General features: G+C 71.9%; 12 protein-coding genes and 1 pseudogene. 3 read left to right on the forward strand and 10 right to left on the reverse strand.

The window, feature by feature from the left end:
- Window positions 1-372: 372 nt before the first annotated feature.
- The 6 genes from ITP53_RS48920 to ITP53_RS48945 form a co-directional block, all read right to left on the reverse strand.
- Complete coding sequence (locus ITP53_RS48920) at window positions 373-1,599, reverse strand: cytochrome P450 family protein (protein WP_195902333.1); 1,227 nt, start codon at window positions 1,597-1,599, stop codon at window positions 373-375.
- 3 nt (window positions 1,600-1,602) lie between these two features.
- A complete protein-coding gene (locus ITP53_RS48925) occupies window positions 1,603-2,694 on the reverse strand; it encodes an NAD(P)/FAD-dependent oxidoreductase (protein WP_195902334.1) in 1,092 nt (363 codons plus the stop codon).
- Complete coding sequence (locus ITP53_RS48930) at window positions 2,691-3,635, reverse strand: cucumopine synthase-related protein (RefSeq protein WP_195902335.1); 945 nt, start codon at window positions 3,633-3,635, stop codon at window positions 2,691-2,693. Before ITP53_RS48930 ends, ITP53_RS48925 begins: the two co-directional genes overlap by 4 nt.
- 61 nt (window positions 3,636-3,696) lie before the next feature.
- A complete protein-coding gene (locus tag ITP53_RS48935) occupies window positions 3,697-4,629 on the reverse strand; it encodes a hypothetical protein (RefSeq protein ID WP_195902336.1) in 933 nt (310 codons plus the stop codon).
- A gap of 69 nt (window positions 4,630-4,698) precedes the next feature.
- Window positions 4,699-5,679: a family 43 glycosylhydrolase gene (locus ITP53_RS48940; protein WP_195902337.1), complete on the reverse strand. Its 981-nt coding sequence runs from the start codon at window positions 5,677-5,679 to the stop codon at window positions 4,699-4,701.
- Window positions 5,640-5,900, reverse strand: a complete 261-nt coding sequence (locus ITP53_RS48945) for a hypothetical protein (protein WP_195902338.1) — start codon at window positions 5,898-5,900, stop codon at window positions 5,640-5,642. The genes ITP53_RS48940 and ITP53_RS48945 overlap by 40 nt, the downstream gene beginning before the upstream one ends.
- A 92-nt stretch (window positions 5,901-5,992) precedes the next feature.
- Between ITP53_RS48945 and ITP53_RS48950 the strand changes: the two are divergent.
- Window positions 5,993-6,430, forward strand: a pseudogene (locus ITP53_RS48950) (NAD(P)-dependent oxidoreductase); the annotation flags it as partial.
- Between the two features lie 148 nt (window positions 6,431-6,578).
- Here the strand turns inward: ITP53_RS48950 and fdhA are convergent.
- Entirely contained in the window at window positions 6,579-7,802 is a 1,224-nt protein-coding gene (gene fdhA, locus ITP53_RS48955; RefSeq protein ID WP_195902339.1) for a formaldehyde dehydrogenase, glutathione-independent, read from the reverse strand.
- 374 nt (window positions 7,803-8,176) lie between these two features.
- Here fdhA and ITP53_RS48960 point away from each other — a divergent pair, with 374 nt between their 5' ends.
- A complete protein-coding gene (locus tag ITP53_RS48960) occupies window positions 8,177-9,529 on the forward strand; it encodes a TrkH family potassium uptake protein (protein WP_195902340.1) in 1,353 nt (450 codons plus the stop codon).
- 50 nt (window positions 9,530-9,579) lie between these two features.
- On the forward strand, window positions 9,580-10,290 hold the full coding sequence (locus tag ITP53_RS48965) for a MerR family transcriptional regulator (RefSeq protein WP_195902341.1): 711 nt from the start codon (window positions 9,580-9,582) through the stop codon (window positions 10,288-10,290).
- Here the strand turns inward: ITP53_RS48965 and ITP53_RS48970 are convergent.
- From ITP53_RS48970 to ITP53_RS48980, 3 genes are all read right to left on the reverse strand, one after another.
- Window positions 10,265-11,176, reverse strand: a complete 912-nt coding sequence (locus tag ITP53_RS48970; protein WP_207757512.1) for a M56 family metallopeptidase — start codon at window positions 11,174-11,176, stop codon at window positions 10,265-10,267. The genes ITP53_RS48965 and ITP53_RS48970 overlap by 26 nt on opposite strands.
- Window positions 11,173-11,538 (reverse strand): BlaI/MecI/CopY family transcriptional regulator, encoded by a 366-nt coding sequence (locus ITP53_RS48975; RefSeq protein ID WP_195902342.1) that lies wholly within the window; start codon window positions 11,536-11,538, stop codon window positions 11,173-11,175. The genes ITP53_RS48970 and ITP53_RS48975 overlap by 4 nt, the downstream gene beginning before the upstream one ends.
- Window positions 11,535-12,118 (reverse strand): MFS transporter (locus ITP53_RS48980; protein ID WP_195902343.1); only part of this gene is annotated, 584 nt, incomplete at its 5' end. The genes ITP53_RS48975 and ITP53_RS48980, both read right to left, overlap by 4 nt.

Below are 12,118 nucleotides of genomic sequence, written 5' to 3' on the forward strand. Positions count from 1 at the left end.
ATCCAGAGCTCGGCCTGCGGGCGGCCGGTTGGCTCGGTTCCGAAGAGTTCGGGCAGCGCGGTCACCGAGCCCCAGTCGTAGGGGCGGATGGTGGTGGCCAGGCGCATGGGGGCGGGCTGTGGCACGGCGGTCGGCTCCAATCGTCGTTCATGGAGCGTAGACCGCCAGCGGCGGACATGCGTAACCGGAACCGGCGCGCGGAGGCGGCCCAAATGGCCGGCCCTATGAGGCGGCCCAATGAGACGGCCCAATGAGACGGCCCAATGAGACGGCCCAATGAGACGGCCCAATGAGACGGCCCAATGAGACGGCCCAATGAGACGGCCCGGTGGGCCGGCACTACGTAAGTGGGCGCGCGCCGGCGGCGGGTCGTCAGCGGGCGCGGGGTCCGAGCAGGACGGGCATGCTGCGGGTGCTGTTGCCCAGCAGGGTGTCCAGCGGGGCCAGTTCCTCGGCCGGCGCGGCGGCTTTGATCTGCGGGAACGCCTCGAACAGCGCGGTCAGTGCCACCTCCGCCTCCAGCCTGGCCAGTGGCGCGCCGAGGCAGAAGTGCGGCCCGTGCCCGAACGACAGGTGGGTGGACGGCGGCCTGGTGAGGTCGAACCGGCCGGCGTCGTCGCCGTACTGGTCCGGGTCGCGGCCCGCGGCGGCGAAGCAGGCGAGCACGGGTTCGCCGGCGTGCAGGTGGACGCCGTCGATCTCGATGTCGCGTACGGCGTAGCGCATCGGGAAGTAGGCGATCGGCGAGTCCCACCGCAGCGTCTCCTCCACCGCCGCGCTGACCGGGCACTGGCCGGAACGCAGCAGGTCGAGCTGGCCCGGCACGTTGAGCAGGGCGCCGATGGCGTTGGTGATGAGGTTGACGGTGGTGACGTGCCCGGCGATGAACAGCAGCTCGATCGTGGCGAACAGCTCGTCCTCCGACAGGCGGCCGCCGTCCTGCTCGCGGAGCGCGAACAGGTCGGTGATCAGGTCTTCGCCGGGCGTGTCGCGGCGTTCGTCGATGATCTGGTCGAGCAGATCGAGCAGGGCCTTGCGGAGGTCGGGTGTGTCGTCGGGGCTGCCGCCGACCTGGGCGACGGCGTCGGTGAGGCGGTGGAGCTCGTCCTGGTGGGCCGCCGGGATGCCGATGAGCTCGGAGATGACCTCGCGCGGCAGCGGGTAGGCGAACTCGAGCCGCAGGTCGACCGGCTCGTCCGGCGGCCGTTCCGCGAGCCGGTCGATGAGGTTGGCGGTGAGCGCCTCGATCCTGGGGCGCAGCCGTTCCAGCCGGCGCGCGCCGAACGCGGCGGCCAGCGGGGCGCGCAGGCGGCGGTGCACCTCGCCCTCGGCGTTGAGCAGCGAGGTGTCGGTGACGATGCGGTCGATGGCCGTGCCAGGCGGCATGCGGTCGCGGGCGTCGGGTGACCAGTGGCGCAGTTCCCTGGACAGGCTCGGGTGGGTGAGCACGGTCAGCAGGGTGGCGTGGCGGGTGGCGGCCCAGGCGGGCACGCCTTCGGCGGTGACCGGCACGAGCGGGCCCGCCTCGCGGAGCTTGGCGTTGTCGCCGTGCAGGTCGTGGGTGGCCGGGTCGAGGACGAAGCGGCTGTCTTCTGTCATGGTTCATCCCGTCCGTCGTGGGCTCATGGCCAGGGCGGTCACGTCGAAGCGGGGGTCCTGGTCGAGGTAGAGGTCGCGGACCAGCTCTCCGGCGGCGGGCGCGTTGCACAGGCCGTGGCCGGAGAAGCCGGTGGCGTACAGGAAGGCCGGGGGTCCCGGCTGGTGGCCGATGAAGGCGGTGCGGTCGGGGCTGGCGTCGCGCAGCCCGGTGACGGCGGTGTGCAGGGGGAGGCCGGCCAGGCTCGGGTACGTCGTCGCGAGCTGTTCTGCCACGTCGCGGCGCCAGGCGGCCCGGTCGGGTCCCGGGTAGCCCATGCCGATCAGGAGCCGGTCGCCGCGGGTCCGGATGAGCAGGCCGCTGGCGGCGTGCAGGGTGACCGGGAGGTCCGGCGTGCCGGGCGGCAGCGGGTCGGTGGTGAGGAGTTCCTGCTCGATCGGCTCGGTGAGCGGCAGGTCCACGCCCGCGCTGCGGACCAGGGAGGCCGACCAGGCGCCGGCGGCGCACACGATGGCGTCGGCGGTGATGGTGCCGTCCGGGGTCCGTACCTGGCCGGTCTGGGCGTCGATGCCGGTGACCGGGCAGCCGGTGCGCAGGCGGGCGCCCGCCTGCTCGGCGGCGATGGCGTAGGCGGTGACGATGGCGGTGGTGTCGGAGATGTAGGCCTGCGGCGAGTAGGCGGCGGCCCGGACCGGCAGGTCGTCGCCGATGAGCGGGTTGCGCTGTCTGGCCTCCTGCGCGGTGATCAGGGCGACGTCGACGCCGGCGGCGTGCTGGGCGGGCAGGTCGGCCTCGAAGGCGGCGACCTGGTCGGGTTCGGTGAACAGGACGAGGTAGCCGACCTGGCGCAGCGGCAGGTCGGCGCCGGGCCGGTTCGGGAAGGCGTGGTAGGCGTCGAGGCTGCGGACGGCCAGGGCCGAGCTGAGCGGGTTGCCCGCGAAGTAGGAGCGGACCACGTCTGCGGTGGCGCGCGAGGCGCCGGAGCCGAGGGTGCCGCGTTCGAGCACGGTGGTGTCGACGCCCGCCTCGGCGAGGTGGAAGGCGATGGACAGGCCGATCACGCCGCCGCCGATGACGACGACGCGGGTGCCGGTCATGTCGTTCCTCCCACGCGGCGCAGGTGCTCGCCCGCTTCCCATGGGAACAGGTGCAGGTTCCAGCCGCCGAGGCAGTTGGTGTAGAGGGCCATGTGGTTCATGGCGGAGATGAAGTCGTTGTGGTTGTTCAGGCGGCTGATGCCGTCCAGGAGTCGCTGGGTGAAGTTCCACAGGGTGTCGAGGCCGCAGTAGCCGAGGAATTCGGCGGGTGTGTGGGCCAGCATGTGGGTCATCTGGCGCAGCCAGGGCAGCGGCATGCCGTCCATGGCGGCGCGGACGAGGCCGCCGTAGCAGCTGTAGCCGAGCGGCCGGGTCTCGCCGTTGACGAACAGCAGTGTGGTCAGGACGGTCTCGTAGCTGCCCGCGCCGGACGGGATGCGGCCGGCGTGCAGGTTGAGCAGTTCCTGTGGCGGGCTGAGCCAGATGCGTTCGGTTTCCGCGTGTACTTCGGTGATCAGGGTGTTGAGTTCGGGGTCGCCTATGGGCAGGCGCGGCAGTTGGTGGCCGCTGGGCTCGCCGGCGCGGCGTACCTCGGCGATGATGGGTTGTTTGGTGGTGTAGACGGACCTCCAGACCTCGCGGCCGGCCTCGATCAGGGCGTCGAGGTCTTCTGGGACGACCTGGCCGATCGGGGTGGCGGTCATGGGTTCGGTGAGTTCGCCGTACTTGATGCCGAGGTGTTGCAGCCGGGAGCAGAACAGGGTGCCGTCGGGCACGGTGCGCCGGTCCACGCGGTATTCCGCGGGTGTGTGCAGCAGCGAATGGACCGGGGCGACGTGGTACAGGTGATATCCCGCGACCAGGGCGTGGCCTTGCAGGCTGCGGTACGGCAGCGCGTCCCACAGGCATTGGGCCAGGGCCTTGTTGCGCTGGTCGAGTTCGGCGGCCACGGTGATGCCGAGGCCGGGCCAGGTGATTTCCACACGCTTCGATTCGTTCACAGTATGTCACTCTATCGTCACATTTTGTAGCGATAGAGGCAGGGGTGGGTGTTTTACCCCGTCATGACCTGTGCCCGAGCAGTGCCCCGCTCCTGTCGTCCCCCCAGATGGAGGACCCGTCCACGTACGGCCGCAGCAGCGCGGTGAGCCCGGGATCGCCCCGCCCGTTGAGCTCGTCGGAGGCGATCTTGCGGGCCGCGCCGGCCATGACGTCGGCGACCTGGACCCGCGCGTCCAGGGTGGACTCGACCAGCCGCAGGCCGGCCAGCCGCCCGCCGAGCAGGTGCCGGAGCTCGGCGACGCGCTCCTCGGTCAGCGTGGTCTGCCGGTCGTGCACGACGGTGACCGGCTCGCCGCCGCGGCCCCAGTGGGCGACGGCGTGGACGATGCCCGGGATGAGCGGATCGAGCGCGGGGAAGACGTGCGGGTCGGCCAGCAGCCGCGCGCGGAAGTCCGCGACGCGCGGCCGGGCCTGCCACAGCAGCTCCATGAACGCGCCCGCCGCGCTGCCCGCGCCGGTCTCGCGCAGCTCGCCGACCAGGCGGAAGACGTCGTCGACGGAGATGGTGACGCCCTGGCCGTTCTTGGCGCGCAGCAGGTAGTTGACCGCGTCGAGGAAGGCCGCCCACCGTCCGGCCCCGAACACGGCCTCGCCCTCACGGTAGAGGGGCCGGGGGTCGGGATTCCCGGCGAGCAGGCCGGCGACCTTGGTGAGGACCAGGAAGGTCTTGTCGGCGAGGTAGACGTGCACGCTGCCGAGGACGGGGCCGGACGGCCCGAGCAGCCACCGCAACACCGGCCGGTGCTTCTCGCGCAGGATGTGGCCCGCTTTGTACTGGGTGGCCGGGGATGGTGCCCTGGCGCGCAGCTCGCGGATGCAGGCGGCGGCGGACTCCGCGTCCATCAGGACGCTGGCGTGCGCGAACACGTCGGTGTTGCCGCCGACGAGCTTCTCGCCCTCCGACCCAGACTCGTCACATCCGATCTCGACCACCGACTGCGAATCTAGCCAAGTCGGCGGCCCGTCCGCGAGCCGATTTCCCTCGCGGGCGGGCGGGGAACCTCAGAGCGGGGTTCTGGTGAACTGCTGGTTCTGCCCGCCGTTGCACGGATATTGCTTGAATTGCACGTCGTTGGCCGTGGACGAGGACGGCAGGTCCGCGCACTTGCCCGAGTGCCTGGCCACCAGTCGCAGGTAGCCGCCGGCGTACGACGTGCCGGACGTGCCCTGGACCGGCAGCACGTACGCCGGCTGGGAGCCGAACGTGAGCGAGTCGCCCGCGTCCTGCCAGCCGCTCCAGGGGCCGGTGATGCTGGTGGCGGTGGCGTACCTGGCCTGGTTGGGCTGCCAGCCGGTGGCGCCCGAGGTGAGCAGGAAGTAGACGCCGTCGCGCTTGAACATCGCCGGCGCCTCGCGGTGGTCGCCGTCCCACATCCGCGCCAGCGTGGTGACGTCGGTGTAGTCGGCGGTCAGCCGGTAGATGTGCAGGTCGTAGTTCTCGTCGGCGGCGGAGATCATGTAGCCGGCGCCGTCGGTGTCGACGAACGCGGTGATGTCGCGTGACATGTGCCCGAGGGGGCGGAAGCTGCGCAGGTAGGTGTAGTCGCCGTCGACCGTGTCCGACACGGCCACGGCCGCGCGCGCCTCGCCGTAGTCGCGGCCGTTCTCCTTGTGCATCCACATGACGAACCGGCCGGTGGCGGCGTTGTAGATCACCCTGGGGCGTTCGATGTTGGCGACCTGGAGTTCGGCGGCGCTGGACTGGGTCAGCACGTGGTTGCGGAACTCCCAATTGCGCAGGTCGGTGGAGCGGTAGGCGGAGACGTACCTGAAGGTGCCGTCGCTGTTGCGGTTCTCGCCGAACCAGTAGTAGTACGCGCCGGCCTTCAGCACGCCGCCCCCGTGGGCGTGCAGCGGGTTGCCTGAGGTGTCGGTGAACGGCGCGCCGACCGGGACGGTGACGGGCGCCGCGCCGGCTGTTCCTGCGGGTAACAGGGCCAGGGTCAGGGACGGCCCGGCCAGGAGAGTGAGAACTCGGGACATGGCGTACGGACTCCTCTCGGGGTGCAGCCCTTGATGCCGGTGAGCAGGACGCCCCTGACGATCCACCGCTGGGCGATGAGGAAGAGCGCGACCAGGCGCAGGATGGCCACGAGCGCGCCGGCGAACAGCGCGGGCAGGTTGACGGCCGCTGGTTGAGGTTGGTGGACAGCGCCACCTGCACCGTCCAGTACTCCGGGTCCTGGCCGATGACCAGCGGCCACAGGAACGCGTTCCAGTGCTCGATGAAGGACAGGATGCCGAGTGAGGCGAACAGCGCGCCGGAGTTGGGCAGCGCCAGCCGCAGACGAAAGCGGAGGAGGCGGCCGCGCTGGGGGCGCGGCCGGTGCCGCTCGACGAGCTGTGCCGCAGGGCCGAGCTGGTCACGGTGCACGCGCCGGAACTGCCGGAGACGCGCGGGCTGCTCGGCGAGCGCCGCCTGGCGCTGCTGCGCGACGGTGCCGTGGTCGTCAACACCGCCCGCGGCGCCCTCATCGACACCGACGCCCTGGTACGCCACTGCGCCACCGGTCGCATCGGCGCCGTGCTCGACGTGACCGACCCGGAGCCGCTGCCGCCCGGCCACCCTCTCCTCCGGCTCCCCAACGTCCTGGTCACACCGCACATCAGCGGGGCGCGGGGGCGGGAGTTGCGGCGGCTGGGCGAGTTCGCGGTGGCGGAGGTCGAGCGCCTCTCCCGCGGCCGCCCCTTACGCGGGCCGGTTCACCCCGCTGACCTCCACCGAATCGCCTGACGCCGTGCTCACGGCCGTCGCGAGCCGCCGCGAGACGCAATGAGACGTGGTGAGACGCCGCGAGACGCGGTGAGACGCGAGATGCCCTGAAACGCCCGCGAGACGCCGCGAGCGGCGTCGTGGCCGCCGCTCGCGGTGAAGGACGGCGTCAGGCCGCCTTGGCCAGCATGCCGTGCGGGTCGAGCACGTACTTGCGGGCGGCCCCCTCGTCGAACTCGTGATAGCCCTGCGGCGCCTGCTCCAGCGGGATCGGCGTGGCGTTGACCGCCTTCGCGATCTGCACCCGGTCGTGCAGGATCGCCATCATGAGCTGACGGTTGTAGCTCATGACCGGGCACTGGCCGGTGGCGAAGCTGAGCGACTTGGCCCAGCCGAGGCCGATCTGGATCGACAGCGACCCGTGCTTGGCGGCCTCCTCGTGCGCCCCCGGGTCGCCGGTGACGTACAGGCCGGGGATGCCCAGCGCGCCGCCCGCCCGGGTGATGCCCATGAGCGTGTTGAGCACCGCGGCGGGACGCTCCTCCGACGCCTCGCGCCCGTGGCCCTTGGCCTCGAAGCCGACGGCGTCCACGGCGCAGTCGACCTCCGGCACGCGCAGGATCTGCTCGATCTGGTCCCTCGGGTCGCCCATGGCCACGTTGATGGTCTCGCAGCCGAAGCTGTGGGCCTGGTCCAGCCGTTCCTTGTTCAGGTCACCGACGATGACCACGGCGGCCCCCAGCAGGAAGGCGGAGGCGGCCGCGGCCAGCCCCACCGGGCCGGCGCCGGCGATGTAGACGGTCGATCCCGGGCCCACGCCCGCGGTCACGCAGCCGTGGAAACCGGTCGGGAAGATGTCCGCGAGCATGGCCAGGTCGAGGATCTTCTCCATGGCCTGGTCCTTGTCGGGGAACTTGAGCAGGTTCCAGTCCGCGTACGGCACCAGGGCGTATTCGGCCTGGCCGCCCACCCATCCGCCCATGTCCACGTAACCGTAGGCCGATCCCGGCCGGTCGGGGTTGACGTTCTCGCAGATGCCGGTCTTGCGCTCCTTGCAGTTGCGGCAACGCCCGCAGGAGATGTTGAACGGCACGGACACGAGGTCGCCGGTCTTGATGTACTCCACGCCTGGCCCGGTCTCCACCACCTCGCCGGTGATCTCGTGCCCCAGCACGAGACCCTGCGGAGCCGTGGTGCGGCCCCGGACCATGTGCTGGTCGCTGCCGCAGATGTTGGTCGCGACGGACTTGATGATCGCGGCGTGCGGCAGTTTGCGGCCCACGTTGGCTGGATTGACCCCCGGGCCGTCCTTCAGTTCGAAGCCGGGATAGTCGGTGTCGTGTACTTCGACCTTGCCTGGGCCTTCGTACACCACGGCTTTGTTGCCGGACATGTTGTTCCTTCCCTCGGATGAGAAATGAGGGTCGTCTTCGCCAGCTCGGGCATGATCGGGCCGGTCGTCTCCGCGACCTGGCGTCACGAAGGATCGCCAAGCATCGCAACCCCCGAAACGATGGCCCATGCCCTGACTTTCTGCTCCTACCCGGCTCTTTCCAAGCCATTCAGCCGCTGGTGGACGCGTTGGCGTCGGTGACGACCGAGCCGGTCGGGCGGTTCGCGGGCGGTGCCGGCCGGTTGGCGGCGGCGTGGTGGACTGCGCTACCGTATGGCCCGGTGTGCCGGGAAGTCTGGTCGGCGGCTCCTTGGCCGTGCGACTCGACGGAGGCCCCCGATGAACCACGACGCCCACCGCTGCCCGGAAGCCGGATGACGCGCGCCAGACCGGCTCTGTCAGGGCGTGGGCGGCATCCGGCGGTGGTGATCGCGACCGGGTTCGGCGCCGCGGTGCTGATCGGGACGCTGCTGCTCGGCACCCCGCTGGCCACGACCGACGGCGACGCCTCGCACTGGCTCACCGCGCTGTTCACCGCGACGTCGGCGGTCTGTGTGACCGGCCTGGTCGTGGTCGACACCGCGGCGCACTGGTCGGTGTTCGGCGAGGTGGTCATCGTCGCGCTCATGCAGGTCGGCGGGCTGGGCATCATGACGCTCGCCACACTGATCATGGTCGTCCTGTCGGGCAGGCTCGGCCTGCGCGCCCGCCTGTCCGCGCAGATGGAGACCAAGTCCGTCGTCGCCGCGGACCTGCGCCAGGTGCTGCGCAAGGTGGTGGTCTTCAGCCTGGTCTGCGAGGCGGCCGTGGCCGTGGTCCTCACCGTACGATTCCTCACCGGGTACGCCGAGCCGCTCGGCCGCGCCGCCTACCTGGGCGTCTTCCACGCGGTGTCGGCCTTCAACAACGCCGGCTTCGCCCTGTGGCCCGACAACCTGATGCGCTTCGTCACCGACCCCTGGATCTGTCTCACCATCGCGCTTGCCGTCATCGCCGGCGGGCTCGGCTTCCCCGTCGTCTTCGAACTCCTGCGCACCTGGCGGCGTCCCCGGCGCTGGACCCTGCTGACCCGGATCACCGTCGGGCTCAGCACTCTGCTGCTCGGAGCCGGCACGCTGGCGTTCCTTCTCGCCGAATGGCGCAATCCCGCCACGATGGGTCCCCTGTCCGACTCCGGCAAGTTGCTGTCGGCGTTCTTCACCGCCGTCATGCCGCGCTCCGGCGGCTTCAACAGCCTCGACATCGGCCAGCTGACCTCCCCGTCGCTGCTCGTCACCGACGTTCTGATGTTCATCGGGGGCGGGAGCGCCGGCACCGCGGGCGGCATCAAGGTCACCACGTTCGGGTTCCTGCTGTTCATCGTCTGGTCGGAGCTGCGCGGCGAGAACCAGGTCAACATCGGCCACCGGCGGCTGCCCGCCGCCACCCAGCGTCAGGCGCTGTCCATCAGCCTGCTCGGCCTCCTCCTGGTCACCTTCGCCACCTGGCTCATGCTGGTGATCACCCCGCACAGCCTGGACCGGGTGCTGTTCGAGGTGATCTCGGCCTTCGCCACCAACGGCCTGTCCACGGGCATCACCGCCGACACGCCGCTGGCCGGGCACGTGGTGCTCAGCCTGCTGATGTTCATCGGCCGCATCGGCCCGCTCACCCTGGGCTCGGCGCTCGCCCTGAAGCAGCGCACCCGCCGCTACGAACTGCCGGAGGAACGGGTGATCCTCGGCTGAACCCCGGCCGGCTTGAGTCTCCGGTAAGGGGAGACCCGAAGGTGAGAGACATGAACGGTGACACGCTCTACTCGATCGGCGAACTGGCGCGGCGGACCGGGCTGACGGTCAAGGCCATCCGCTTCTACGCCGATCGCGGCATCGTGCCGCCGACCGACCGGAGCCCCGCCGGCTACCGCCTGCTCGGCGTCGACGCCGTCGCCCGCCTGGACCTCGTACGGACGCTGCGCGACCTCGGAGTGGACCTGTCCACGATCCGCAGGGTCGTGGACAGGGAGATCTCGCTGGCCGAGGTCGCCGCGGCGCACGCCGAGGCGCTCGCGGTGCGGATCCGTACGCTGCGGCAGCGGCGCGCGGTGCTGACGGCGGTGGCCGCCGCCGACCGCGCCGAGAGCGACCCCGCGCGAGTGCACCGCGACGCCGCCGCCATGGTGCGCGGGCCGGTCGGAGCGGCGCTGGCGGCGGGCATCGACCCCGTCTCGCCCCAGGCCGGCGCAGTCGTCACGGCCGTCACGGCGCGGTACGCGCGCACCCTGGGCCGGCCGGACGACGCCGGGCTGCGGCGCCGGTTGGCGGCCCGGCTGGAGGCCGCGAACGACCCGCGCAGGGAGCGCTACCTCCGGCTGCTCGCCGTGATCAACGGCTGGCCGCCCGCCGGAAGCCTGACCCCGTCACTCCACTGGTTCCTCCAGGCCCTGCACGCCCCAGCCTGCCGCTTGACGCCCTCCCCTGGCCTTACAGGGGGAGCAGGAACAGGCTGAGCGGGGTGCCGGCCACCGTCGACGCGACGATCAGCAGCAGCGCGCGTACCGGCCATGACGGGCGAGGCCGTGCGGTCAGCCGGGCGATCCGGGCGTCGAGGTCGTGCCCGGCGCCGCCGAGCGTGCCGGGCGGTGTGGCGACGCGGTCGCACGCGCGGAAGCGGCGCAGCGCGGTCGCCAGGGTCAGATGGCCGGTGTCGGCGGCCGCGCGGTCGTCGGCGCGCATCTCGACCAGCAGCGCGACCGCCTCCAGCATCGCGTGGACGAGGCGGCTGCCCGGCAGGGCGCGGTGCAGGGCGGCGAACGGGAGGATCACCAGGTCGTGACGCTCCCGCGCGTGCGCGCGCTCGTGCGCCAGCACGGCCCGCAACTCCCGATCGGTGAGCAGGTCGAGGCTGCCGGTGCTGACGACGATCGCCGCCTTCCGCCCCGGCAGGCAGTACGCGGCCACCGCGGGATGCTCGACCACCAGAGCCTCCCGCAGATCGGGATGGGGCCGCGCGATCAGGCCGAGCAAGGTCCGCTGCCTGCGCCGCAGCGCGGCCACGGACGCGGCGCTGCGCGCGAAGGCCACGGCCAGCCACGCGGTCGCGCCGAGCCCGCAGGCGACGAGCAGGAGATGGACGGGCGAGAGCGTGGCCGGGAGCCGGCCACGGGCCAGGTCGCCCGCCAGGCCGACGAGCGCGGGCACGATGCCGAGCCGGTACGGGGCCAGCCCGATCGCGAGAGCCGTGCCGACGGCCGACAGGACGAGGCAGGAGCCGACCGCCTGCCAGATCAGCAGCGAGGTGCGCGGCGCCCGCCAGGCCCACGACCAGCGCGGCATCGCCGCCATCGCCAGTGACGCCGCCACGAAGGTGAGGAGGTGATGCGCGGCATAGGTCACGAGGGCTCCACACCGTGAGGCAGCGCCCGGCGCAGCGCCTCGGCCTCTTCATGGGTGACCGACCGGGCGAAGTGGCCCAGCGCCGCGAGCCGGTCGCCGGTCTCGCTGAGCGCCGAGAGCATCAACTCGGCGACGTACGCCTCCCGTCCCGCCGCGGGCCGGTAGCGCCACGTACGGCCGTCGTCGTCGCGTTCGCGCCGCATGAAGCCCTTGCGGACCAGCCGGTTCATCACGGTCATCACGGTGGTGTAGGCCGGTTCGCGGCCACTGAGCCGGTTGACGACCTCGCGCACGGTCAGCCAGTCGTCGGTGCTCCACAGCACTTCCATGATCGAGCGCTCCAGCTCGCCGAGGCTGTTCACGCCTCCTCCTCACCTCCTGTGGGCTCCACGGCGGGTACGGCGAGCACGGCTGCCGCCGCCAGCGCCGCCGAGGCCGCCCCGGCCAGGTACGGGAGCGCCGTCCCGACGTCGAACAGTAACCCAGAGGCGGCCGGGCCGACGATCCGCGCCGCGGCGGAGGCGGACTGCCCGGCCCCGAGCCGCGCCCCTCTGCGCTCTGCCGGCCCGGCGGCGGCCAGCAGGCTGGACACGGTCGGGGTGAGCAGGCCGTGCCCGGCGGCCAGCAGGCATACGGCGGCCAGGCACAGCCACCAGGTTCCCGCCACCGAGACGGCCGCCATGCAGACCGCCATCGTGACCGCGCCGGCCGCGGCCACGCGGGCGTCGCCCCAGCGGCGGGCCAGCTTGGCCACCAGCCCTGCCTGGACGACGGCCATCGCCAGCCCGGCCGCGGCCAGGGCCAGGCCGATGGAGGTGGCGTCCCAGCCGTAGCGATCACGTCCGAGGAAGGCCAGCGTGGTCTCCATCCCGGCGAACGCCGCCATCGCCAGGAACCCGGTCCCGGCCAGCAGCCCCACAGCCGGCCCCCGACGACCCATAC

The sequence above is a fragment of the Nonomuraea cypriaca genome (assembly GCF_015645445.1).
Lineage (GTDB): Bacteria > Actinomycetota > Actinomycetes > Streptosporangiales > Streptosporangiaceae > Nonomuraea > Nonomuraea cypriaca.